Consider the following 25,607-nt stretch of genomic DNA (forward strand, 5'->3'; position numbering starts at 1 on the left):
CGCCGGATCAAAGGGGGGGACGGGTCCATCCCATTATTGGGCTTCAGCCGGCCTGTCGCCAACGAAATGAAGGGGACTTTCCCATGACCCGCTGGATTCTTGCCGCCATTGCCTGTCTCGCAACGCACTTCGCCGCCGCCGCCGAACCGGACTGGCTGCAGCAAAGCAATCGCAATGCGCAGATCCTGCTCGACATCAACGCGAAGTATTTTCCCGAGAGCGCCAGCGCGAGCGGCGTCGAGGGCCACGACGAAGAAGTCTTCGATCTGAAACCGCGCGTTGCCGAACGGCAGGCGGCGGATTACCGGGCGGCGGTCGCGCAGCTGCAATCGCTGCGGACCACCACGACCGACAAGCGCGTGCTCCAGGATCTCGACATCCTTATCGACGCGGCCGGGACGCAGCTCGAGACGCTGGAGCTGAATCAGAAATATCTGCTGACGTACTTCGACTTGCCGCAGGTGCTGTTCGGCGGCTTCCAGAACCTGCTCGATGCGCGCGTCGCGAAGGAACGTCACCCGGCGGCGCTCGTCCGCCTGCGGCGGTATGTCGGGGCGGAGAAGGGCCATACGCCGATGACCGAGCTGGCAAGGCAACGCTATGAAGAAGAGGCCGCCGCGAATCCGGCGTTGCTCGGCCCGTGGATCGTCGAAGCACAGCAGTATCTCGACAACCAGGAGCGCTACCTCGACGGCATCGAGACGCTGCTGAAGGGCAGCGGCCTGAAAGGCTGGCAGAAGGATCTCGCCACGCTGCGCCGGCAGGTCGGCGACTACGGCGACTGGGTGCGCGCGACCGTTCTGCCGCACGCCCGCAAGAGCAGTCAGCTGCCGGCCGAACTTTATGCCAACAACCTGAAGCAGTTCGGCGTCGACATGGATCCGCACGAGATCATCGACCGTGCGATGGCGAACTACATGCAGACGCGCAGCGAGATCGAAACGGTGGCGCGCACGATCGCCGCGCAGCGCGGCTGGAAGGCCGACGGCTATCGCGACGTGATCCGGCAGCTGAAGAAGGAGCAGATCCCGAACGACAAGCTGCTGGATCTCTACTACGGACGGCTGGAGCAGATCGAGGCCATCGTCCGTCGCGAAAACATCGTGACCCTGCCGTCGCGCAAGGCCGTCATCCGGCTCGGCACCGAGGCGGAATCGGCGGCGAGTCCGGCGCCGCACATCGATCCGCCGCGCCTCGTCGGCAACCAGGGAGAACCGGCCGAGTTCGTGCTGCCCACCAGCAATCCGAACGCGAAAGCCGGCGCGCCGATGGATGACTTCAACTACGACGCCATTGCCTGGACGCTCACGGCCCACGAGGCACGACCCGGTCACGAACTGCAGTTCGCGGCGATGCTGGAGCGCGGCGTGTCGACGGCGCGGGTCGTCTATGCATTCAACAGCGCCAATGTCGAAGGCTGGGCACTCTATGCCGAAGCCGTGATGAAGCAGTACCTGCCGCCGGAAGGACAGCTCGGCGCGCTGCAGATGCGCCTGATGCGCGAGGCGCGGGCCTTCCTCGATCCCATGCTCAATCTCGGCCTGATGGAACCGGACGCCGCACAGAGCTTCCTCATGAACGAAGTGATGCTGTCGGAGCCGATGGCAAAGCAGGAAGTCGATCGCTACACGTTCAATGCGCCGGGCCAGGCGACTTCGTACTACTACGGCTATTCGAAGCTCGATGCGCTGCGCACGAAAGTGGAGCTGCTGCTGCGCGAGCGTTTCCGCGAGCAGCCGTACCACGATTTCCTCATCGGCCAGGGATTGCTGCCGTTCGATCTGCTGGAGAAGGCGGTGATGGAAGAGTTCGTGCCGGGGCAGATGAATGCACGCCGCGAGTAGCAGTTATGCCGTAGCAGCAGTGCGTTCGCCGATGCCATGGCGCCTGAGCAGGCTCGAACCGACATAGTGCCGTGAGACGTAGCGGCAGAGGAATGCGGAGTGGCAGGCAGGCGATGCGACAGATTCATTCGTGACCGCCAAACGAATCGGAGCAGCCCGCGATGAGATCGAGTGCGGGGTTGTAGCTGGCGTTCCTTACGCCGGCGAGTCCCAGCACGGTGTGATAGATGTTGTCGTGAGAGAGCGCCTGCGTCGATTCCTTCATCAGGCACGGCGTATCGAGCTTGCGGCGATGCTGAAAGCCGCGGGACGTCCATAGCAGCATCGGCACATGCTTCTGCGTTTCGGGAGCGAAGGTGTACGGCAGACCGTGCAGGTACATGCCTTGCTCTCCGAGCGACTCGCCATGGTCGGACGCGTACAGCAGCACGCTGTCGACCTGGTCGGCCGCATTGCGCAGGCGATCGATCGTCGCTGCGAGCACGTAGTCGGTGTAGAGGATGGTGTTGTCGTAGGCGTTGGTTACCTCTGCGGCGCTGCAGTGCTGCAGTTCGTTGGAGCGGCACGACGGCTTGAACTTTTCGAACGGTGGAGGATAGCGCTCATGGTAGGCAGGGCCGTGACTGCCGATCATGTGCATCACGATCACCGTGTCGCCCTGAAGATCGCGCAGGCGCCGATCCATGTCGTCGAGCATGATTTCGTCGTAGCAATAGGATTGCTCGCACCGGACTGGATCGGTGCGCTGACTGTAGTCGATGCGATTGACGCGTTTGCAGACACCCTTGCATCCGGCATTGTTGTCGCGCCATTCCACTTCGAAACCGGCCTCGTGCAGGCTGTCCAGCAGGTTCGTGTAGCCGCCGGCGGTATTGACGTCGAACTGGCTGCGTCCCAGATGAGAGAACATGCAGGGCACGGAAATGGCGGTCGAGGTGCCGCACGAAGTCGTATCGCCGAAGTACACCAGATCCTGTTCCTGCGTCAGGCGCGGGTTGGTGTCGCGGGCGTATCCGCCGAGCTGGAAGTTGGCGGCGCGGGCGGTTTCGCCCACGACGATCACGACGACCAGCGGCTTGCCCTGCGGCGGCAGTACGCGATACGCAGGCCCGCTGACATTGACGGCCGGGCCCGTGTTGCCCGCTTTGCTCGTCTCGGAGAGCAGCTGCAGGCTGCTTGCCACGGGGGCCGCCGGACTCAGCGTGAAGCGGATGGGCTTGTGCTCGCGAAAGAAGACGGCGTAGCTGGCGGAGCAGCTCAGCAGGGCGATCATGCACGTCAGCAGGATTCCGCCAATGGCGAGGGCGCGCTGGCGAAGCGCACGGCCGAAGGTCACGCGAGGAAACCGGACTCTCCAGACGAGAATCATCGGCAGGATACCCATCAGCACGACCCATTGCGCCAGCGCAGCACTCAGCAGACCGTGCGCTTCGGCGGGATCGGTCTGCAGGACGTTTCGCATCATGTCCTTGTTCATCACGATGCCGTATTTCGCCGAAAAGAAATCGCCGATGGAGGCAACGATGAACAATGCGGATGCCGCGCCGGCCATGAGCCGACGCGGAAGAATCAGCAGGAGAAGTGCCTGTGTGCACAGAACGAAGGCAAACAGGCTCGCCATGAACGCCAGCGAAGCCGCGTTTGCGTGCCACATTGCGGCGATGGTGTCCTGCCAGAACCTGACGTTGTAGAAAGCAAGCCAGGCAAACGACACCGCAAAGGCAAAGGCGACGGGCGAGTTGCAGGAGATGCCCCGAGCCCAGCGACTCTGCAATCGCGCGAGAAGGGAAGAGCTGGTGGGGATGTAGGTGGTTGCGGTCATGACCGCAACGCGAAGCTGCGCTTGTTCATGCCGCGTTTGACGCGGCATCCGTCGCGCGACAATCGCGAGGAACGCGGGAATCTTCAGATTCAGGGCGTGCCTGATCCGGAACGCAGTGGGCCGGCAAAGAGGCAGGCGATCGGAGAGTTCGCCCAGTGCTGCGAAGCCAGGAACAGTTGGACGATGGAAATGGCGACATCAATCGATGTCGCCGAAGGCGAACATGCTGCGGACTCGCAGCTCGACCTACGACCCGCCGTCCTTGCGCACGAAGTTGGTCACCTGCGTGACCGATCCGAGCAGCGCCGTAATGGCCGCCAGCGCAGTGGACACGATCTGCATCGTCGTACCGGCCAGCGCCATCAGGCCGATGGCCAGCAGTACGCCGATCAGCAGGAGCGGCTTGCGGACGCGGTTCCAGGTGCTTTCGGCTTCCTCGCGCGCCCACTGGCGGCGGTCGGCGCTGAACTGTTCCAGCTCCGGCGCACTGCGCGCGAAGTCGGCGAAGCCCTGATCGTTGATGACCGGCCAGGGCCGCAGGCGGATGTAGCGCTTGTAGAGCAGGCTCTCGATCGTCGCCGTGTTTTCGGGGTTGGCGAACTGGCCCATCGCCAGCTGGTGCAGCAGATGCCGCTCGTCGGCGGAGAGCGTCGACCACAGCTGCTGATAACGTCCCGTGCAGTGGATGCGTCGCAGATCGGCAGCGTCCTTGTCGGTGAAGCGATCGCCGAGCTGCACCTTGAGCTGGTCGATCTTCAGTTCCGTCTCCAGCAGCTCATCGAACGGGAAGCCGGCCTGGGGCGCCAGCTCGACGTGGCGCGCGCCGAACGGCAGATAGATGCCGAAGAGCCGGCGCGCCGCATTGGCCACGAGGACGACCAGCACGAACAGCAGCGCCAGGCTCAGCAGTGCGGCATTCCAGGTCGACCACCAGCGGTCGCGATGGATCACGTCGTCGTTGGGCGCCGGTGTCGCGGCCGCGGCAGTCGCCTCGAAACGGATGCGAATGATGCGATCGTCTTCGGTGCGCAGCAGACGTTGCACCGCAGGGCGATTGGCAACGGCGTCCCGCGGACTGGACGACACCGCGAAGGAACAGCGCGGCTGCGAATCTCCGCCGCCCGCGGTGCTGCGCACACCGCGACGTTCCTGCGGGCTCGTCGCCGTCGTCACCCGCCAGATCGTGCGACGGATCATGTCCAGTCTCGCCGGGCCGTCGGCATCGATCCATGGCAGGTCGGGAAAGGCGGTCATGGACCAGAGCGAGCACGTCGGCTCCGCGCCGGGTTCGTTGCGGAATCCCGGTACCGGCAGCAGCCGGGCCAGCGTCCAGCCATCGGGATAACGCGCCTGTCGCTCGGCGGCATCGGGCACCCAGCGGGCCAGATCGCTCTGCATGAGCCGCCGGCGCTGCTGCACGTCGTTCGCGGACTGTGCGAGTGCATTGCGCAGGTAGCCCTGCATCGAAACGTCCTGGTAACGGAAGGCCAGCATGGCCGTCGGTGCGATCACGATGACGGCGATGAATGCAACGACGGCCCACGCGTAGAAGGCGCGATAGGCGCGCGGCGTCGTCGTGCGAGGTGCAATCGCGTCGAATCGCGCGAACAGCAGTGCGATCAGAATGCCGGTTGCGATGACGACGAGGCCGACGATCCATGCGTGTCCGTACCGAAGGCAGTAGATGAGGCCCGCAATCAGGATCGCACCGAAGCACGTGAGTCCGAGCGCGATGCGCGGATAGGAATGGCGCCATTCCCACTGCGGCCAGATGCAGGAGAGCAGGTGCCGGTCGGGACGGATGCTGCCGAAGAAAGCCGTCGCGACCAGCATCAGTGCGATCAGCGTCACGAAGCCGATGCACGTGGCCAGCGTTGCGATGGTCGCGTCCAGCGAAATCTCGCTCAGGGTCCGCGTCGGGTAGTAGACGACGACACCCCAGGGCACACCGGCCATCGAGCGATAGTAGAAGCGATGCGGTTCGCCCACGTACTGGGTGCTGAAATGATCCTCGAGCGCGATGCGCCGTTCCGCCCAGCCGCCGCTGGACAGTGCCTGCCTGAGCGCGGCGTTGTCATCGGTCTCGGTCAGCAGGTTCTCGGCGAGGCTGCGTTCGTCGTCGGAGTGGAACAGTACCTCGCCGTTGGCGCGGTCGATGACGGCGAAGCGCAACAGCGGCGGACGAATGCCGGCGGTGAGCCCGTACACGCGCGTATCGCCGATCATCGCGCCTCGCCACAGCGTTTCGCGCGTGCGCGGAATGGCAAGCTGCAGCGTGCGCGCGGCGTCCGAACGGTTGAACAGACGTTGCGCCACGAACGGCACCGGTTCGCCATGATCGTCGCTGCTCATCCACTGCTGGCCGGCGCTCAATGAGCGGAAGTACGCCCGATCCCTGACGTCCAGCTTCGATTTCACCGGCACGTTGCCGAAGGCGGTGATGCGCGGTGCGATGCTCGTGCCGACACTGTCGAGCGGCACGGCGGTGCGTATCGGCGACCAGTTGCCCAGTGCGTCGTCAGGGGTCGGTCGCGATTGCAGGAAGATCTTGCAGTCCGCACCGCCGGGCTGGCGGACGATCGTTGCCAGCGCCGTCTTTCGCGTCTGTGGATCGAGTCGCACCGGCGCATCCGTCGCGGAGGTGCAGGCTGTGGGCGAGTTCGCCAGATCGCGATAGGCATCGAGCAGCAGCACGCTTTCTTCCAGTTCATGGCGAAGACTCCGTTCGATGCCGGCCGCGTAATGCTCCGCGCCACGATCCGCCCACACGAGCAGTCGCAGATCGTTCCATAGCCACACGCCGCAGGCGGTCAGCACGACGGGAATCAGCAGCAGCGAGACGATGACGGCGAACACCTGGAAACCCGAGATCGCGCTGTGCTTCGTCGCCAGTCGCAGGCCGATGAAGGGCCACAGCAGGATGCCGAGCAGCACGAGCGTGGTCACCGTGAGGGTGCCCGCCGGCCCGAGCGCGTCCGTGGCCTGTTGTCCCAGGTGTTGCCGCTTGAGGCCGATGAGGTAGAGCAGCGCCTGCGCTTCCTGCGCGTCGCCGCCGTTCGGTCTGGTGTCCACGCGCACGGCGTACGACGGAATGATCGGCAGTACGGACACCACATAGGTGTGACCGCCGATGCTCTGCCGGAAGGCGACCGAATGAAACGGTTGCTGATACAGCGGCTCGCGTTTCTCCGCCTGCGTGTTCCAGAAGTCCGACAGGCGTCCGGCATCGGATTCGGCCGCGGCCCGCAACAGCAGCAGGCGCGCATCCGCGACTGGCCGGTCGATGGACGTGTCGGGATGCAGGTCCGCCCGTGCGGGATCGCCGCTGCGGTTGGAGACGGTGCCCAGGACTGCGCCGCTCTGCAGCGTCAGCAGCACTTCATCGAAATAGCGCTGGGCGACGAAGGCGGGCAGATGCTGCTGCAGGGTTCCGGTGATCTGCAGCGAACAGCCGCTGCGGGTCGCGGCTCGCGTGTGCACGGTGAACGGACGCCGCGGATCGTCCATGACGACATCGAACCGGTCGCCGGCTGTGGGCGTCTTTGCAGCGAACCGCTTCAGGTTGAGGTCGGTCAGTTTCAGCTTGGCGATGTATTCGCCCGTATCGGCGAGTCCGCACTCGCCGGTCAGCAGGGATTCCGGCACCAGGGTCAGCAGGCTGCCGAGCGTTTCCTGCATGTTGTCGAACTGCTTGGAAACTTCGCCGAGGACGCGGAATGCGCGCTCTTCCTGAAACGCGCTGCCCCGGAGATATTGCAGGGCAAAGTAGCCGACGATGCCGACGAAGAACACGCCGACGAGGGTGAGGACGATCGGCATCCAGTTGCCGCGGAGTCTGATCCTCCGGCTGTCGGGCATGCCCTGTTGCGCGGCGCTCATACCGTTTCCTTGCAGCTTCTGCAGTGTTCGCCCGCTCGCACCTTTGCGCAATTGAACCTACGGGTATCGCAGCAGCATGCTGCGATACCGGAGTGCTCACAGACAGATCTGTAAGGTGAAGAGCAGTAGTCGCAGCAGGATCGAAAGGCACGCACGACGCGCGCGATCGGCGCGTGAGTGGCCTGTTGCATATGCCGGCGACTGCTGGACTTCATTGCAACAGGCGCCGCTGTTCGCCGTGTTGCATGTCTCGGCGGCGTCGGGCAACGGGCCGGCCGGCCTCACCAGGGAGTTCAGTGCAGCGAATCGTCGCGTGATCGAAATGGCGTTGTGGTGCGAGGCCGATTCATTCATCGGCGCGCTGTTTCACCGCGGCCTGTGCCAGCGACAGTTGCGTCTTCTGGCCGACCGGCAGTTGTCGTCGATCCAGGTGATTGCCTGTCTGCAACGCACGGTCGCGGCCTTCGACAGCGTGTCGCTGCACGAGCGTCAGGCGTATCGCGACGTGATCGCCGCCGCGGCGAATGCGGCAGCTGAAGCCGCGCAGGAACCCGTGATCTTCAGTCGCGGCTGGCAGCTCGAAGATGAAGGCTGGGCGCTGGAGGACATCCAGCGCCTGATCGTCTGGCCGGCGACCGTCGGGCCGGCCGTTACTTCTTCGCCTTCGGCCTGAACGCCAGCAGCACGTTGCCCGGCGTCTGTCCGAACTGACCATAGCCGGAGTTCACGAACAGATAGCCGTGGCCGGCGAAGATCGAGGCGCTGTCGATCGACCCGCCCGTGGCCTTCACGCCGTTGATGGCGTCGAACGGTTGCGCCGTATCGAACTTGAACAGCACGGCGCCGGTTTTCGCATCGAGGACGCGCAGGATGCCGTCGAGACCTCCGGCGACGACCGCGCCGTCGATGACCGCAGGGGCCGCCGACAGCCCGATGTTCGTGGTGCAGTTGCGGACGCGCTTCTCGCGATCGCCGTCGCATTGCGGTTCCGCGGCGAAGGTCCACAGCACGTCGCCGTTGTCGACCTTCACGGCATGGATGCCGGGCTTCTGATCGCCGGTGACACCGCGGCCGTACGGTCGATTGATCGGCGCATAGACGCGCTCGCCGTCATAGGCGATGCCCCAGTGAATGCCGCCGAGCGGCGAGCCTTCGCCGAAGTCCTGGCGCCATTCGACGGTGCCCTTGTCGGGATCGAGTGCCCACAGCGTGCCGGACTTCTGGCCCGCGAGCAGGATGTCCGAGCCGTCGGAGCGCTTGGCGAGAACCATCGAGGCGCCGAAGTCGACATCGCGCGGGACGGCGTCCTTCGGGCAGTTCAATCCCTTCTTTTCGCCGAAGCAGCCGCTCAGGAAGATGTCATTGGCCGTGGCCTGGTAACTCCAGCGGATCGAGCCGTCCTTCAGATCGATGGCAAGGATTGCATCAGTGGTCGGCGCGGCCGGTTCCGAGGTCGCCTCGCCCGTGCCGACGTAGAGCACGTTGCGCTTCTCGTCGATCGCAGGTGAATTCCAGATCGGCGCGCCCGACGGACCGAGCAGCATCTTGCCGTCGCCGCGGTCGCGGACGGGTTTGGCGTCCTCCATCGTGTGCGCGGTCCAGATCTTCGCGCCCGTCGTTGCATCGAGCGCCGTCACGGCACCGTGAGTGATGCAGCACTCGTGATTGTCGTTGCCGCCGACGGAAATCTCGTACTGCGAGATCGGTGCGTAGACGCGGTCCTTGTGGATGACCGGCGTGCCGGTGGTCAGCGAAAAGCGGAACAGTCCGACGGGGGTGCGCCACAGTCCCTTGCCCGTTGTCGCGTCGACCATGTGCACGTTCGAGGAGAGATCCGAGAACACCAGCACCTTGCGCTTGTCGGGCAGCTCGCCGTAGGCCGGGCTGGTACGCAGCGGCGATTCGTGGACGTAAGTCCACTGGATGCAGGGCTTGCCCGAAACGTCGATGGCGAACAGCGTCGACAGTTCGGGTACGGGATAGAACAACGTGCTGCCGACCACTGCCGCCTGCGACCGCATGTTCGCCGCCTTCGGAAAGCCTATGGCCCAGGCGAGCTCGAGGTTGGCGAAGTCGGCCGTATGCAGCCCGGTCTGCGCCGCGGTCAGGTGCCGGTGATTGTGATTGTCGAAACCGAATCCGGTGATGACCGGCGTGGCCGAGAGATCCGGCGTACGACGATCGGCGGGACACATGAACCTGGCGATCCAGCTGTCGTCGGCGGCCTGCTGGCCCACCAGGAATTCCACGAGCGTGGCGCGTTCCTTCGCCGACAGGGCCGCAGCCTGTGCCTGCATCTTGCCCTGGGTGAGAGCGTACTCGATCGTCTGATAACGCATGGCCTGCAATGCCTGCAGCGATGGCGAACGCGTCGCTTCCGGGTTGTCGTGGCACGCGGCGCAGGTGCGGTCGTAGATCGCCTTGCCCGGATGCCCGGTTGGCGCTTCCGCCGCTCTGGCGGTTGACAAGTGAACGGGAGCGGTCGCGAAAAAAGCCGCAATCAGCGCGGCGCGAACTGGAAGAGTTCCCACTGGTCCCCCGATGCAGATGAGTTCTTGTCTGCGATGCGCGGCGATCCTAACAGAGCATTTTCCGGCGACGGCGCAACCGGACGCTGATTGGCCTTTCTTGACGTACTCGCGCTGCGAGAAATCCATACCGAGTATTCCGTTTACAGTTCTTCGCGATAAGCTCGCGCACGGACGGAAAAACGATTGGCTGCTTTTTCGGGGGTGTGTGATGAAGAGCTGCCGCAGACCGAAGATCGTGCTGGCATCGCTGTGCTTCGCGGCGCTCGTTTCCGGCGCAACAGGTGCGAATGCCGCAGAGCAGCCCTGGAAGAACTACGAGGCGCCGCGGACGGCGTTCGGCCAGCCCGATCTGCAGGGCAACTGGACCAATGCGACGCTCACACCGCTGGAGCGCGAAGCGAAGTTCGGCGATCGGTTGACGATCCCGGCCGACGAAGCACAGACCATCGAGAGTGCCGAAGCGGACGCGAACGAGAAAGCGAATCTTCCTACCGATCCCAAGCTCGGCATCAAGGATCTGCCGCACGACTGCGGTCGCGGCTTCACCGGCGTCAACTGCGGCTACAACAGTTTCTGGGTCGATCCCGGTACGCAGGTGATGCAGATCAATGGCGAGTACCGCACCTCGATGATCGTCGATCCGCCGAACGGCAAGGTGCCGCCGCTGCTGCCGGAAGCGCGGCAGGCCATGGCGGCGCGGTATGCGGCACGCTCGGGCGGCAGCGGCAATGCCGACGGTCCGGAAGTGCGCTCGCTCGGCGAACGCTGCATCCTGTCGTTCGGATCGAGCGCCGGTCCGCCGATGATTCCGCTGCTCTACAACAACAACTACCAGATCGTGCAGAACAGGGACACGGTGCTGATCCTGGTCGAGATGGTGCACGACGCACGCATCGTCCGCCTCGATGCGAAACACGGTCCCTCGACCGTGCGCAAATGGATGGGCGATTCCGTCGGTCGCTGGGAAGGCGACACGCTCGTCGTCGAAACCATCAATTTTCCCAGGCAGCAGAGCTTCCGCGGCGCCTCCCAGAATCTGAAAGTCACGGAGCGGTTCACGCGCGTCGAGCCCGGCAAGATCCTCTACGAATTCCAGATCGACGATCCGGGCACGTTCACGCAACCCTGGCGCGGCCAGGTCGCCATGAACGCGACGAACGAAAAGATCTACGAATACGCCTGCCACGAAGGCAACTACGCACTGCCCGGCATTCTGGCCGGTGCGCGCGAAGCGGAGCGTCAGGCGGCGAGCGGCGAGGGGGCGAAGAAGTAGGGGAGAGTTCTTCTAGCGGTCGCGCTTCCAGAGCACTTCCTGCCCGTTCTCGTGACGCGCCAGCACGCGCGCGACCACGAACAGCAGGTCCGACAACCGGTTGAGGTACTGCGGGACTTCGGTGGCGACTGACTCCGATTCCATCAGTCGCCACACTTGGCGCTCGGCGCGACGCGTGATCGTCCGTGCCAGGTGACATGCCGCAGCGGCCGGGCCGCCGCCGGGCAGGATGAATTCCTTCAGCATGGGCAGATCGTCGTTGAGCCGGTCGAGCGCCTGTTCGAGCGCATCGATCTTCGGCTGCCCGATGGCGCGATAGCCGGGGACGGCGAGTTCGCCGCCGAGATCGAACAGGTCGTGCTGGATTTCCGTCAGCAGTTTCACGACGTCCTCGGGCAGTCCTTTCACCGCCAGCGTCATGCCGATGGCGCTGTTCGCTTCGTCCACGGCGCCATACGCTTCGATGCGGCCGTGCGTCTTGGGAACGCGCGTGCCGTCGCCGAGACCGGTAGTGCCCTGATCGCCCGTGCGGGTGTAGATCTTGCTGAGTCGGTGGCCCATGACTGGATCCGTTTTTCCCTCCTCCGCTTGCGGGGGAGGGCTAGGGTGGGGGTGACTATCTAGGCTGCAGGCCGAGATCGAACAGTTCGAGATAACGCGTTGCGATCTGCGTTGCCGAGAGCGGCTCGTCCTCGCGATACCAGTGTGCGATCCAGTTGAGTGCACCCGCGATGGCGAAGGCCGTCATCTTGTCGTCGCACTTGCGCAGCGAGCCGTCGCGGGCGCCGTCGCGAATCAGTTTGCGCAGTCCCTGGTCGATCTCGGACTTGAGCAGCTTCACCTTCCTGCTCATGGCCGGACTCAGATCCTGGTTCTCTGCCTGGACCATGCACCAGCCGAAATCGGAAGTGATCGCCTCGGCATAGCGGGTGATCACCAGGCTCAGGCGTTCGCGCGCCGTCGCCTTGGAATCGGCGACTTCCTCGAAGCCGGCCATGATCTGGGCGAGGCCCGTCTGGAAGCATTCGAACAGCAGTTGCTCCTTGTTCTCGACGTAGTGATAGACCGTGGGCTTGGTGACGTTGAGGATGCCGGCGATGTCGTCGAGCGAGGTGTTGTGATAGCCGCGTGCCCGGAAGGCGCGTGCGGCGGTCTGGATCACGGCTTCACGTTTGCGTTCGCGGTCGCGGACGCGCGAGGCGGAAGGGGACCACAGCGCCGTTGCTGCGTCCGCAGCAGATTTCTTCGCCGTGTTGTCGCGTGTCGATCGGCTGGCCACTCGAGGCTCCTGGGTTTCTGCCGCGGCATCATACGCAAAGCACTGACGCACTGCGCCATCCGCCGGTCGCGATTGACCGGTCGCGGGGACGGTAAATATACTCGACGGTATAGTATATACGGCAAAGTACCTTTGCCGCCTTCCGTAGACCGCCGATCCGTCCTGCGAGGCCTGAATGAATAGTGTCGCTGCGTTGTCCCGCGCGGTTGCTGCGGGCAACGAATCTGTCGCCGGTGCCGTCAAGCCGCTGCGTTTCGTCACGGCGGCATCGCTGTTCGACGGTCACGACGCGGCGATCAACATGATCCGCCGGCTGCTGCAGGCGCATGGTGCGGAAGTCGTGCATCTGGGGCACAACCGCAGCGTCGCGGAGATCGTGCGCGCGGCGATCCAGGAGGACGCTGATGCGATCGCCGTGTCTTCGTACCAGGGCGGACACAACGAATACTTCGCCTACATGGTCGACATGCTGCGCGAGAAGGGCGTCCCGCATATTCGCGTGATCGTCGGCGGGGGCGGCACGATCGCGCCGCACGAGGTCGAAGCATTGCAGCGGCACGGAGTCGAGCGCATCTACACGCCCGAGGACGGTCGTCGCCTGGGGCTCGACGGCATGATCGACGACGTGTTCAAGCGCGTGCGCGCAGCGGCGAAGCCTGCGTTCGAGTTCGCGCCCTTGAATCCGAAAGATCATGAACAGATCGCGCGCACGATCTCGGCGCTCGAAGACGCCGATCCGGCGTCGGGCGACGATCCGATCCGCCGTGCGATTGCCCGTTCGAAGTCGCATGCCCCGGTGATCGGCCTGACCGGCACGGGCGGTGCGGGCAAGTCGAGCCTCACGGACGAACTGCTGCAGCGTTTCGTGCGGCACTTTCCGGACCGCAACATCGCCGTGCTGGCGATGGACCCGACCCGCCGTCGTTCCGGCGGTGCGCTGCTCGGCGATCGTATCCGCATGAACTCGCTGTCGACCGGCAACATCTTCATGCGCTCGCTGGCGACGCGGCGTCAGAACCTCGCGACCAGCGCCATTCTCAAGGACGCCATCGGTCTGCTGCGGCTCGCGGGATTCGATCTGATCGTGGTCGAGACGGCCGGCATCGGGCAGTCGGATACCGAGATCACGGATCTCGTCGATGTCTCCGGCTATGTGATGACCAGCGAATACGGTGCGGCCAGTCAGCTCGAAAAGATCGACATGCTGGACTTCGCCGACGTCGTCGTACTCAACAAGTTCGAGAAGCGCGGCGCCGAAGATGCGCTGCGCGACGTGCGCAAGCAGTGGCGCCGCAACCATCGCGATGGGGCGCATCTGCCCGACGTCGAAGTGCCGGTGTTCCCGACCATCGCCAGTCGTTTCAACGACCCCGGCGTGAACCGCCTGTTCGGCGTGCTGTGCCGCCTCGTGGACACCAAGGCGCCGACCGAGGGCAAGCGCCGGACGGTCAGCGACGTGGGACCGACCGAGTTCGTCTCGCGCGATCCGCTGATCCCTGCGTCGCGGGCGCGCTATCTCGCGGAGATCGCGGGCAATGGCCGCCGTGCCAAGGCGAACATCGAAGCCGCGGCGGAAGCGGCGCGCCGAGCCGGCGGTCTCCACGAATCGCTCAAGGCCCTGCACGATGCCAGGCTTCCTGGGCCGCTCGACCGGTTCCCGGAAGATGCGTTGAGCGACGCTGCTGCGGATCGCAGCCTGGTTGCCTTGCGCTCGTCATACAACGCGGCGCTCGATGCCATCGGCCAGGAAGGCATCGCCGAACTGAAGCGCTGGCCGCAGCGCGTGCGCGGCGTGAGCGATGCGCAGTATTCGTACAAGGTGCGCGACAAGAATGTCGTCGGTGAGAATTACACCACTTCGCTATCCGGTAACGCCATGCCGAAGATTGCGGCGCCCGCGTTCCGCGACTGGGGCGAGACGCTGAAGTTCATCCTCACGGAGAATCTGCCGGGCAGCTATCCGTACACGGCGGGCGTGTATCCGTATCGGCGCGAAGAGGAGGATCCCATCCGCATGTTCGCGGGCGAAGGCGGCCCGGAGCGGACCAACCGTCGCTTCCACTATCTCGCTGGCGACCACGGTGCCACGCGCCTGTCGACAGCTTTCGACTCGACGACGCTATACGGCGAGGATCCCGACACGCGTCCCGACATCTACGGCCGCACCGGCAATTCCGGCGTGTCGATCGCAACGCTCGATGACATGAAGAAGTTGTACTCCGGCTTCGATCTGTGTGCGCCGACGACTTCCGTGTCGATGACCATCAATGGTCCGGCACCGATGCTGCTCGCGATGTTCATGAATACCGCCATCGACCAGCGCATCGAGCGCTTCCTGCGCGCCGAAGGGCGTTGGGCGGCTGCGGAAAAAAGCATCGCCGAACTGCGCACCGCGACGAACGCGGAAGCACCGCACTACAACGGCGATCTGCCGGAAGGGCACGATGGTTCGGGCGTCGCGCTGCTTGGCGTCACTGGCGATCAACTGGTCGCGCCCGGCGTCCTGAGCGCCGAGGAGTACGCACGCCTGCGCGCCGAAGCACTGTCGCAGGTCCGCGGCACGGTGCAGGCCGACATCCTCAAGGAAGACCAGGCGCAGAACACCTGTATTTTCTCGACGGAGTTCGCACTGCGCATGATGGGCGACGTGCAGCAGTACTTCATCGATAACAAGGTGCGCAATTTTTATTCCGTATCGATCTCCGGCTACCACATCGCCGAGGCCGGTGCGAATCCGATCAGCCAGCTCGCCTTCACGCTGTCGAACGGCTTCACCATCGCCGAGTACTACCTGGCGCGCGGCATGAAGATCGACGACTTCGCGCCGAACCTGTCGTTCTTCTTCTCCAACGGCATGGACCCGGAGTACGCGGTCATCGGCCGCGTGGCGCGCCGTATCTGGGCGCGCGCGATGCGCGATCTGTACGGCGCCGGTTCGCGCAGCCAGATGCTCAAGTACCACATCCAGACGTCGGGCCGTTCCCTGCACGCGCAGGAAATCCAGTTCAACGACATCCGTACGACGCTGCAGGCGATGTACGCGCTGTTCGACAACTGCAATTCGCTGCACACGAATGCGTATGACGAGGCGTTGACGACGCCGACGGAGGAAAGCGTGCGGCGCGCGGTGGCGATCCAGCTCATCATCAATCGCGAACTGGGAATCAACAAGAACCAGAACCCCTGGCAGGGCTCGTTCTTCATGGAATACCTGACCGATCTCGTCGAAGAGGCGGTCTACAGGGAGTTCGAATCGATTTCGGAGCGCGGCGGCGTGCTCGGCGCGATGGAGACGATGTACCAGCGCAGCCGCATCCAGGAAGAAAGCATGCACTACGAGAAGCTCAAGCACGACGGCTCGCTGCCGCTGATCGGCGTGAACACGTTCCTGAGCGACAAGGCCGAGAGCGAACAGGCCAGGACGGTGGCGCTGATCCGCTCGACCGATGAGGAGAAGGACTTCCAGGTCGCAGCCGTGCGCAACTTCCAGCAACGCAATGCCGACCGGAGCGCCGCGGCATTGTCACGACTGCAATCCGTGGCGACGTCCGGCGGCAATGTGTTCGAAGAGCTGATGAACGCGGTACGGGTTTGTTCGCTCGGGCAGATTTCGCGTGCGCTGTACGATGTCGGCGGGCAGTATCGGCGCAGTATGTGATCGGGAGTTGTGGGGCCGGCTTCAGCCGGCCTTTTTCAGGTCAGGCTAAAGCCTGACCTACAGTCCTGCAGAGTCCCCCTCTCTTAACAGTCATCGCCAGAAAATTTTCACATGTACAAAGCCCCTCTGAAAGAACTCCGTTTCGTAATGCACCATCTCGTCGGCGATGCCCGTCTCGCCGAGCTGCCCGGCCTGGAGGAATACTCCGCCGACCTCGCCGACTCGGTTCTCGATGAAGCCGGAAAGTTCGCGGAGGAAGTGCTGGCACCCATCAATCGCAAAGGCGATCTGACTGGTGCGAAGTGGACGCCCGACGGTGTCGTGATGCCGCCGGAGTTCAAGGCAGCCTATGCGCAGTTCGTCGAAGGCGGCTGGACGCAACTGCGCGCGCCGCAGGAACACGGCGGGCAGGGCGCGCCGACCGTTCTCGGTACTGCAGTCGAAGAGTTGTGGGCGTCGGCGAATCTGGCGTTCAAGCTTTGCCCGATGTTGTCGCAGGGCGGAGTCGAGGCGATCGAGCAGTGCGGTACGCCTGCACAGAAGCACAAATTCCTGCCGAAGATCATCAGCGGCGAGTGGACCGGTACGATGGTTCTGACCGAACCGCAGGCAGGTTCGGATCTGGCCGCGATCCGCACGCGTGCCGTGCCTGATGGCGATGCCTATCGCCTCTACGGCCAGAAGATCTTCATCACCTACGGCGATCACGACTACACCCCGAATACGATTCACCTCGTGCTGGCGCGCATCGAAGGCGCACCCGCAGGCGTGAAGGGCATCTCGCTGTTCATCGTGCCGAAGGTGCTGGTCAACGACGACGGCAGTCTCGGCGAACGCAACGACGTGCGCTGCGTGTCGATCGAACACAAGATCGGCATCCATGCGAGCCCGACCTGCGTGCTGTCCTTCGGCGACAAGCAGGGTGCGACGGGTTATCTGGTCGGCGAAGCCAATCGCGGCCTCGAATACATGTTCATCATGATGAATGCCGCGCGCCTGTCCGTCGGACTGGAAGGCTATGCGCTCGCCGAGCGCGCGTATCAGCATGCCCTCGAATACGCACGCAACCGCGTGCAGGGTCGGCCCGGCGGCAAGCGCGGCCCGACGGAAGGCAAGCCGCTGCCGATTGCCTATCACGCCGACGTCAAACGCATGCTGCTGACGATGAAGGCGCATGCCGATGCGGCGCGCGCCATCGCGCTGTATGCGGCCTCGCAGCTCGACATCGGTCGCCGGCATGGCGATGAGAAGGCACGCGCTGCCGCACAGTCGCGCGGCGATCTGCTGATTCCGATCGTGAAAGGCTGGTCCACGGAAACCGGCGTCGCGATGGCGTCGCTCGGGGTGCAGGTGCACGGCGGCATGGGATTCATCGAAGAGACCGGCGCCGCGCAGTTCTATCGCGACGTTCGCATCACGACCATCTACGAGGGCACCACCGGCATTCAGGCGGGAGATCTGGTGGGACGCAAAGTGGTGCGCGACGCCGGTGAAGCGATGAGCCGGCTCATCGCCGACATGGTGGAAGAACTCGAGCCGCTGACCAAACAGGCATCCGCAGCGTCGGCACTCGCTGCCGTCGGATTGCTGCGCGAAGCCACGACAAACCTGCTGCAGTCGGCCAAACAGGATCCGGAGCGCGCGCAGGCCGTCGCCGTTCCCTATCTCATGCTCAGCGGTCTCGTGATCGGCGGCTGGCTGATGGCGAAGTCGCACGATCTCGCCGAGCGTTACATGAGCGACGATCGCGAGTTCTACCGATCGAAGCAGCAGATCGTGCGTGCCTACGTCGAGCAAGTACTGCCGCAGGCGCATGCACTGGCGGCGATCGTGAAGTCGGGAGCGGGCGGCATCGTGGAAGCTGACCCGGAGTTGTTCTGAGCCCCGGAGTGATTCGGAGAGAGGAATAGCCGCAAGAAGGCGCAAAAGGACGCAAGGTCAAAAGAACAAATTCTCGCTTCTTGCCTTGAGTCTTCTGCGCCTTTTTGCGGCCATTCTCTTGGCTCCTTGTGCGGTGAGTTGACCGCCCGGTACGAAGTATCGACAGTTCGCCGCATGCCCTCCGACCACCCCAGCCGCATCGTCTGTCTCACCGAAGAAACCACCGAAACGCTGTACCTGCTCGGCGAGGACCAGCGCATCGTCGGTATTTCCGGCTTCACGGTGCGGCCGGCGCGTGCCCGCAAGGAAAAGCCGAAGGTGTCGGCATTCACCAGCGCGAAGATCGACCGTATCTGCGAGCTGCAGCCCGATCTGGTTCTCGGGTTCTCGGATCTGCAGGCGGACATCGCGGCGGATCTGATACGTCGCGGCGTGGACGTGCATGTGTTCAATCACCGCGATGTGGCCGGCATCCTTGCGATGATCCGCACGCTTGGCGGCATGGACGGCTGCCAGGCGCGCGCCGAGATGCTGTGTGATGAACTGACTGCCGGGCTCGATCGGATCCGCGCGATGGCGGCGCAATGGACCGTCAGGCCGCGCGTGTACTTCGAGGAATGGGACGAACCGCTGATTGCCGGCAGCCGCTGGGTTTCGGAACTCGTCGAGATTGCCGGCGGGGTGGAGTGCTTTCCCCAGTACGCGAAGCATTCGCTGGGCAAGGACCGGATCATTGCCGACCCGCGAGAAGTCATCGCTGCAGCGCCAGATCTCATCCTGGGTTCGTGGTGCGGCAAGAAATTCCGGCCGGAAATCGTGCGCGGGCGAGCCGGCTGGGACGCGGTTCCGGCAGTGGCGGCGAACGAACTGCATGAAATCAAGTCGCCGATCATCCTGCAGCCGGGGCCGGCGGCGCTGACCGACGGGGTACAGGCCATCCATCGCATCATCGAGGCGTGGCAGCAGCGCCGGATTTCTGCCTGTGGGGCCGGCTTCAGCCGGCCTCTGCTGTAGGTCAGGCTTCAGCCTGACTCCTCAAAAGGCCGGCTGAAGCCGGCCCCACTCAGGCAGAGAGCGAATCCCATCCCCGAGGCCACCCCGACACCGTGGCATAATCCCGCGCCGCCAAATCCTGCCCCGGAGTCGACCCGTCTCGTGTTCATTCATGCTTCTGCCGATTACGTGCCGGCGCGCGTCGTCGACAACGAATATTTCAGCAACCTGACCGGACGCCCGACCGAGTGGTTCGAAAAACTCACCGGCATCCGCGAGCGTCGCCGTGCCGCGCAGGGCGAGAACGCCAACACGATGTCGATCGCGGCCGTCGAGAATCTGGTGCGCGATGCGCCGCAACTGCTCGAAGGCGTGGACCTGATCATCGGCGCGTCCTACACCCCCTGGGACACGATCGGCACGATCGCCCATGTCGTGCAGAAACATTTCAGCATCCGCGATGCGCGCGCCCTGTACGTGTCGACCGCCTGTTCGTCCTTCATCGACGCATTGGAAATCACCTGGACCTATTTCCAGTCGGGACGCGCGTCGAAGGCGCTGGTGATCGCGGTCGAACACAACAGCCTTTACTCGCGCGATGCGGACGAAAAGTCCGGTCATCTCTGGGGCGATGGTGCCGCCGCATTGCTGGTATCGAAAGAGCCGGGCGGGCAGGGCGTGCAGATCGTCGACGTCCGCGCGATCGGTCGCGGCGATCTCGGTCGCGGCCCGGAAGGCATCCAGATGGTGCCGCACCAGGACGGCCTGGTGATGCTGCACGGCAAGGACATTTTCATGCACGCCTGTCGCGAGATGGTCGCCGCGGCGCATGACATCCTCGGTCGACACGGCATCGCACTCGAAGACCTGAAGCTGATGATTCCCCACCAGGCCAACAAGCGCATCATCGATTGCGTGATCGAACACCTGAAAGTCCCGCCCGAACTCGCGGCGCTCACCATCCAGGAACTCGGCAACACCGGCTGCGCCAGTGTCGCCATCACCTATCACCGCTACTGGGAACGCCTGCAGCCCGGCGACACCGGCGTCATCGTCGCGTTCGGCGGCGGGTATTCGGCGGGTGCGGCGCTGTTGCGGAGGGTGCGCGGTTAGTTCAGGGCATAGCCGCGATCTCCGGCATGAGCGTGAGCGCGCCAAAAGCGCAAAAATGGATGTGTCTGATAGGAAGCACGGAATATGAATGATCTTGAACGCTATTTTTATGGCAATTCCGATCGAGTAATCCACAAATGGAAGCACTACTTTGAGATCTACGACCGTCATTTCTCGCGATACCGCGACCAGGAGGTGACCATTGTTGAGATCGGCGTGTTCAAGGGTGGTTCACTGCAGATGTGGAAGAACTACTTTGGCCCAAAGGCGCGGATCGTCGGTGTTGATATCAATCCAGACTGCGCAGCATTTGCGGAGGAGCAGGTTGAAGTACTGATCGGCAGTCAAGAAGACCGATCTTTCTTACGTTCATTGAAAGAGCGCGTGCCCGTCATTGACATTTTGATTGATGACGGCGGACACACGATGACGCAGCAGATAACCACCTTCGAAGAACTGTTCCCCCATGTCGCGCACGATGGGGTCTATCTATGCGAAGACTTGCATACCTCCTACTGGCGTGGGTATGGCGGTGGCTATAGAGCAAAGAATACATTCATCGAATACAGCAAGAATTTCATCGACTACATTCATGCTTGGCATGTTCGCGATTCAGACAGAAAACGGCAGAATCGATGGTACAAGTTGCGACAGCAGAAATTGTCGGTGACCGATTTCACCAGGTCAGTGCACTCGCTGCATTTCTACGACAGCATCCTTGTTGTGGAGAAGCGACCCATGGTTCCTCCGTCAGACATAGTGACCGGACAGGACCCAGGTCAAGAGGCATGAAGCTTCGCGAACTGTGGAGGAGGGGCGCTTTAGTTTTTTGCTAGCGGCAACACCGTCGTCTCCTTGATCGCCGACAGCGCGAGCGACGAGTTCACGACTTGCACACCGGGGAAACGCGACAGGTGGTCGCGAAAGAATGACTCGTACGACTTCAGGTCGCGCGCGACGACGCGCAGCAGGAAGTCGGTTTCACCGAGCATGGTGAAGCATTCCAGGATTTCGGGATGCTTGCGCACGGCTTGCTCGAACTTCGTCACCGCATCGCCCCCCTGGCTCGACAGCCGCACGTGCGCGAACACCGTGACCTGAAGTCCCACCGCTTCGCGGTTCAGCAGCGTCACGCGCTGCTTGATGACGCCGTCCTCTTCCAGCCGTGAGATGCGGCGCCAGGCCGTCGTGGCTGTGAGGCCTACCTTTTCGGCGATCTCGGCTGCCGAAAGATTCCCCTGGTGCTGCAGCACGTCGAGGATCTTGAGGTCGGTGCGGTCCAGTTCCCGTTGCGTCATCTCTGCATTGCCTGTTGCACGAATATTTGGATACTGAAACGGATATTTCAGAAACCGCCTGTTTTTTGCAAGTTTGGCAATGAGCGTCACGGCTCTTTTCCGTACGCTGATGCGTCAGATCAGGGCTGTCTGCTGTCAGAACAACCATCAGGAGAACACCCCGCATGCCATCCGCATCGCGCCTTCATGTTCCCCATCCGCCGGCTCGCCCCGGGGAAGCCGCCGATTTCGGCTATCTCAAGCTCGCTCCCGCCGGCAGTGTGTCGCGTCCGGACACCAAGGCGCCGGCCGATACGATCTCCAGTCTTGCCACCACGCTCGTGCGCGTGCTCGATGACAACCATCGCGCCGTCGGTCAATGGGATCCGCATCTCGAGGCGCCGGAACTGCAGGTCGCGTTGCGACACATGATGACGACGCGCGCGTATGACGATCGCATGCAGCGCGCACAGCGCTCGGGAAAGATCTCCTTCTATATCCGCTCGACGGGCGAGGAAGCCGTGTCGGTGGCGCAGGCGATGGCGCTGCGTCCGGGCGACATGCTCTTTCCGTCGTACCGGCAGCAGGGTCTGCATGTCGCCCGCGGTCACAATCTCGTCGACCTGATGTGCCAATGTCTGTCGAACTCGCGCGACATGTGCAAGGGCCGGCAGATGCCGATCATGTATCACTGGACCGGCGGCAACATTTTCTCCGTCTCCGGCAATCTCACGACCCAGGTGCCGCAGGCCGTGGGTTGGGCGATGGCGGCCGCGATCAAGGGCGAGGACCACATCGCCGCGACCTGGACGGGCGAGGGTGCAACGGCCGAAGCCGACTTCCATCACGCGCTCACGTTCGCGGCCGTGTATCGCGCGCCCGTGCTGATCAACGTCGTCAACAACCAGTGGGCGATTTCCACGTTTCAGGGATTTGCCGGCGGCGAGCAGCAGACCTTCGCGGCGCGCGGCCCCGGCTACGGCATTCCCGGCCTGCGCGTCGACGGCAACGACTTCCTCGCGATCTATGCCGTGACGCAATGGGCCGCCGAGCGCGCACGCACCGGCGGTGGCGCCACACTCATCGAACACGTCACCTATCGCGCGGGCCCGCATTCGACCAGCGACGATCCGTCGCGCTACCGGCCGAAGGAGGAGTGGAAGGACTTCCCGCTCGGCGATCCGATCGAGCGCCTGAAGCAGCACATGATCGCCACTGGCGCCTGGTCCGAAGATCAGCACCAGCGGCTGGAACGGGAGATCACCGAACTCGTCGCCGACAACTGGAAGGAGTCCGTCTCCTACGGAACGATGACGGAAGGTCCGTCGCTCGATCCCGATTCGCTGTTCGACGATGTGTTCAAGGAACTGCCCGATCACCTGCGTCGCCAGCGCGACGAACTGCGCAAGCTGCGGGAGGGGCGCTGAACATGGCCCAGATGAACATGGTGCAGGCGCTGAACTCGGCGATGGACGTGATGCTCGGCCGCGATCGATCGGTCGTCGTGATGGGGCAGGACGTCGGCTACTTCGGCGGCGTGTTCCGTTGCACCGACGGACTGCAGCGCAAGCACGGCGAACACCGCGTGCTCGACATGCCGATCGCCGAAGGCGGCATCATCGCCGCGGCCATCGGCATGGCGACGAACGGACTGCGCCCCGTGGCCGAAATCCAGTTCGCCGACTACATCTATCCCGGCTTCGACCAGATCACCAGCGAGCTGGCGCGACTGCGCTATCGCACGGCCGGTGACATGTTCGCCCCCGTGACCGTGCGCGTGCCGGCCGGCGGCGGCATTCGCGGTGGCCAGACGCATTCGCAGAGTCCGGAAGCGCTGTTCGCGCACATCTGCGGCATCAAGGTGTTGATGCCCTCGAATCCCTACGATGCGAAGGGCCTGCTGATTTCCGCGATCGAAGACGACGATCCCGTGATCTTCTTCGAGCCGAAGCGGCTCTACAACGGTCCGTTCGATGGCGATCCCAACAAACCAGCGACGCCGTGGAGTGCGCATCCGAAGGGCGAGGTGCCGGAAGGGCACTACACCGTGCCGATGGGACGCGCCGAAATCGTGAAGCCCGGCAACGAGGTCACCGTGATCACCTACGGCACGCTGGTGCACGTGGCCGAAGCGGCAGCGAAGGCCAGCGGCACCGATGCGGAGATCATCGACCTGCGGTCCATCGTGCCGCTCGATGTCGAAACCATTGCGACATCGGTGAAGAAAACCGGCCGCTGCGTGATCGTGCATGAAGCCACGCGCTTCGCCGGGTTCGGCGCCGAGCTCGCGGCGACGATCCAGGAAGAATGCTTCTGGAATCTCGAAGCGCCGATCGAACGGGTTGCCGGCTGGGACACGCCGTATCCGCACGCATTCGAGTGGGAATACTTTCCTGGACAGGAACGCATCAACGCCGCCCTGAAGAAAGTGAAGGCAGCCGCATGAGTCGTTACATCTTCAAGATGCCCGACCTGGGCGAAGGCACCGTGGCCGCGGAGATCGTCGCGTGCCACGTCAAGCCCGGTGACGTAGTGAAGGAAGAGCAGGTCATCCTCGATGTGATGACCGAGAAAGCCACGGTCGAAGTGTCGGCGCCGGTGAGCGGTCGCATCGTGTCGATTGCCGGTCAGCCCGGCGACAGCGTGCCGGTCGGTGCCGAACTGGTCGTGTTCGAAACCGATGCTGCTGCGGCGGCCAGCAGCGCGCCGGAGCGGGCACCGGCGCCGCCAGTTGTACAAACAACGCCGGCAACAGCAGCGTCGACGCCACCGACGAAGGCGGCGAAGGTTGCGGAAGCGCCCGCGTCGACCGGTGGACGTGTGATGGCGTCGCCGGCCACGCGGCGTCGCGCGCGCGAGGCCGGCATCGAACTGGCGAAGGTGCCGGGCAGCGGCCCCGGCGGACGTATTTCGCGCGAGGACTTCAACAGCTTCGTCGAGCGGCGCTCCACCGCGAAAGCACCGACGGCCCGTCCGGCGGGCGTCGAAGTCGAGGAAGTGCCCGTCATCGGCATGCGCCGCCTGATCGCGCAGCGCATGCTGCAGACGGTGCAGACGATTCCGCATTTCTCGTACGTCGAGGAAGTCGACGTGACCGAACTGGAATCGCTGCGCCAGCATCTCAATGCGAAGCAGCCGAAAGGCGCGCCGTCGTACACCTACCTGCCGTTCATTGCACTGGCGCTGGTGCGTATCCTACCGAGATTCCCCCAGTGCAACGTGCGCTACGACAGCGAACGCAATGTGCTCATGCGCTATCGGCCGCTGCATCTGGGCATTGCCACCCAGACGCCCGATGGCCTGAAGGTGCCGGTGGTACGCAACGTCGAGCAGCGTTCGCTCGGCGAAGTCGCTGGCGAAATCCGGCGCGTCAGCGAAGCGGCGCGCAACAACAAGGCCACGCGCGATGAGCTGTCGGGATCGACCCTGACCCTGACCAGTCTCGGCCGGCTCGGCGGCATTGCCTCCACGCCCATCATCAATGCACCGGAAGTCTCGATCATCGGCGTGAACAACGCGGTCGAGCGGCCCGTCATCATCCGCGGCGAGATCGCGGTGCGTCGCATGATGAATCTGTCGAGTTCCTTCGATCATCGCTTCGTCGACGGTCACGATGCGGCGTCGCTGATCCAGGCGCTGAAGGAATGCCTGGAGCATCCGGCGATGATTTTTGCGGAGATCTGACGGCGCCTCTCTTTCATTTCTTTCCCCTGTGGGTCAGGCTTCAGCCTGACATTCCCAGGCCGGCTGAAGCCGGCCCCACAGCAGGAATCCTTCCTGTGGGTCAGGCTTCAGCCTGACATTCCCGGCCGGCTCAAGCCGGCCCCACAACAGGAATCCTTCTGTGGGTCAGGCTTCAGCCTGACATTCCCGGCCGGCTCAAGCCGGCCCCACAGCAGGAATCCTTCCTGTGGGTCAGGCTTCAGCCTGACATTCCCGGCCGGCTCAAGCCGGCCCCACAACAGGAATCCTTCCTGTGGGTCAGGCTTCAGCCTGACATTTCCAGGCCGGCTCAAGCCGGCCCCACAGCAGGAAACGAGCGCGGAACTTTCCCTTC

17 protein-coding genes are annotated in these 25,607 nt (G+C 63.8%); 11 read left to right on the forward strand and 6 right to left on the reverse strand.

Translation table 11 applies throughout. From position 1 onward, the window contains the following. The first annotated feature begins 83 nt into the window (after nucleotides 1-83). Nucleotides 84-1,844: a DUF885 domain-containing protein gene (locus tag V7D81_RS18120; protein ID WP_324318863.1), complete on the forward strand. Its 1,761-nt coding sequence runs from the start codon at nucleotides 84-86 to the stop codon at nucleotides 1,842-1,844. 124 nt (nucleotides 1,845-1,968) lie between these two features. Here the strand turns inward: V7D81_RS18120 and V7D81_RS18125 are convergent, their stop codons facing one another. Both V7D81_RS18125 and V7D81_RS18130 read right to left on the reverse strand, forming a co-directional pair. Next, nucleotides 1,969-3,666, reverse strand: a complete 1,698-nt coding sequence (locus V7D81_RS18125) for a phosphoethanolamine transferase (RefSeq protein ID WP_324318865.1) — start codon at nucleotides 3,664-3,666, stop codon at nucleotides 1,969-1,971. Between the two features lie 246 nt (nucleotides 3,667-3,912). Beyond that, complete coding sequence (locus V7D81_RS18130; RefSeq protein ID WP_324318867.1) at nucleotides 3,913-7,545, reverse strand: hypothetical protein; 3,633 nt, start codon at nucleotides 7,543-7,545, stop codon at nucleotides 3,913-3,915. 214 nt (nucleotides 7,546-7,759) lie between these two features. Between V7D81_RS18130 and V7D81_RS18135 the strand changes: the two genes are divergently transcribed. Then, nucleotides 7,760-8,218, forward strand: a complete 459-nt coding sequence (locus V7D81_RS18135) for a hypothetical protein (protein ID WP_324318869.1) — start codon at nucleotides 7,760-7,762, stop codon at nucleotides 8,216-8,218. Here the strand turns inward: V7D81_RS18135 and V7D81_RS18140 are convergent. Beyond that, nucleotides 8,196-10,013: an outer membrane protein assembly factor BamB family protein gene (locus tag V7D81_RS18140; protein ID WP_324318871.1), complete on the reverse strand. Its 1,818-nt coding sequence runs from the start codon at nucleotides 10,011-10,013 to the stop codon at nucleotides 8,196-8,198. The genes V7D81_RS18135 and V7D81_RS18140 overlap by 23 nt on opposite strands. Nucleotides 10,014-10,284: 271 nt before the next feature. Here V7D81_RS18140 and V7D81_RS18145 point away from each other — a divergent pair, with 271 nt between their 5' ends. Continuing rightward, nucleotides 10,285-11,349, forward strand: coding sequence for a hypothetical protein (locus tag V7D81_RS18145; protein ID WP_324318873.1), 1,065 nt, complete (start codon nucleotides 10,285-10,287; stop codon nucleotides 11,347-11,349). A gap of 12 nt (nucleotides 11,350-11,361) precedes the next feature. Here the strand turns inward: V7D81_RS18145 and V7D81_RS18150 are convergent, their stop codons facing one another. Beyond that, nucleotides 11,362-11,910: a cob(I)yrinic acid a,c-diamide adenosyltransferase gene (locus tag V7D81_RS18150; RefSeq protein WP_324318875.1), complete on the reverse strand. Its 549-nt coding sequence runs from the start codon at nucleotides 11,908-11,910 to the stop codon at nucleotides 11,362-11,364. A 55-nt stretch (nucleotides 11,911-11,965) separates the two neighbouring features. Beyond that, nucleotides 11,966-12,628 carry a TetR/AcrR family transcriptional regulator gene (locus V7D81_RS18155; protein WP_324318877.1) on the reverse strand — a complete coding sequence of 221 codons (663 nt, stop codon included), beginning with the start codon at nucleotides 12,626-12,628 and terminating at the stop codon, nucleotides 11,966-11,968. Nucleotides 12,629-12,803: 175 nt separating this feature from the next. Between V7D81_RS18155 and V7D81_RS18160 the strand changes: the two genes are divergently transcribed. From V7D81_RS18160 to V7D81_RS18180, 5 genes are all read left to right on the forward strand, one after another. Then, nucleotides 12,804-16,286 (forward strand): methylmalonyl-CoA mutase family protein, encoded by a 3,483-nt coding sequence (locus tag V7D81_RS18160; protein ID WP_324318879.1) that lies wholly within the window; start codon nucleotides 12,804-12,806, stop codon nucleotides 16,284-16,286. Between the two features lie 147 nt (nucleotides 16,287-16,433). Further along, entirely contained in the window at nucleotides 16,434-18,167 is a 1,734-nt protein-coding gene (locus tag V7D81_RS18165) for an acyl-CoA dehydrogenase (RefSeq protein WP_442958363.1), read from the forward strand. A gap of 174 nt (nucleotides 18,168-18,341) precedes the next feature. Continuing rightward, nucleotides 18,342-19,181, forward strand: coding sequence for a cobalamin-binding protein (locus V7D81_RS18170; protein WP_324318883.1), 840 nt, complete (start codon nucleotides 18,342-18,344; stop codon nucleotides 19,179-19,181). Nucleotides 19,182-19,322: 141 nt separating this feature from the next. Then, nucleotides 19,323-20,273, forward strand: a complete 951-nt coding sequence (locus V7D81_RS18175; protein ID WP_324318885.1) for a 3-oxoacyl-ACP synthase III family protein — start codon at nucleotides 19,323-19,325, stop codon at nucleotides 20,271-20,273. Between the two features lie 84 nt (nucleotides 20,274-20,357). Continuing rightward, on the forward strand, nucleotides 20,358-21,065 hold the full coding sequence (locus V7D81_RS18180) for a class I SAM-dependent methyltransferase (protein WP_324318887.1): 708 nt from the start codon (nucleotides 20,358-20,360) through the stop codon (nucleotides 21,063-21,065). Nucleotides 21,066-21,094: 29 nt separating this feature from the next. On the opposite strand, the gene V7D81_RS18185 is transcribed toward V7D81_RS18180, so the two are convergent. Continuing rightward, entirely contained in the window at nucleotides 21,095-21,571 is a 477-nt protein-coding gene (locus tag V7D81_RS18185; protein ID WP_349257691.1) for an Lrp/AsnC family transcriptional regulator, read from the reverse strand. Between the two features lie 164 nt (nucleotides 21,572-21,735). Here V7D81_RS18185 and V7D81_RS18190 point away from each other — a divergent pair, with 164 nt between their 5' ends. The 3 genes from V7D81_RS18190 to V7D81_RS18200 are packed head-to-tail and all read left to right on the forward strand — an operon-like array spanning nucleotide 21,736 to nucleotide 25,234. After that, nucleotides 21,736-22,977: a thiamine pyrophosphate-dependent enzyme gene (locus tag V7D81_RS18190; protein ID WP_324318891.1), complete on the forward strand. Its 1,242-nt coding sequence runs from the start codon at nucleotides 21,736-21,738 to the stop codon at nucleotides 22,975-22,977. Nucleotides 22,978-22,979: 2 nt separating this feature from the next. Continuing rightward, the gene (locus V7D81_RS18195; protein ID WP_324318893.1) at nucleotides 22,980-23,996 is read left to right on the forward strand and encodes an alpha-ketoacid dehydrogenase subunit beta; all 1,017 of its coding nucleotides are present in this window, start codon (nucleotides 22,980-22,982) and stop codon (nucleotides 23,994-23,996) included. Then, complete coding sequence (locus tag V7D81_RS18200; RefSeq protein ID WP_324318895.1) at nucleotides 23,993-25,234, forward strand: dihydrolipoamide acetyltransferase family protein; 1,242 nt, start codon at nucleotides 23,993-23,995, stop codon at nucleotides 25,232-25,234. Before V7D81_RS18195 ends, V7D81_RS18200 begins: the two co-directional genes overlap by 4 nt. The last annotated feature ends 373 nt before the right edge of the window (nucleotides 25,235-25,607 follow it).

It is taken from the genome of Povalibacter sp., assembly GCF_036735925.1.
GTDB lineage: Bacteria > Pseudomonadota > Gammaproteobacteria > Steroidobacterales > Steroidobacteraceae > Steroidobacter.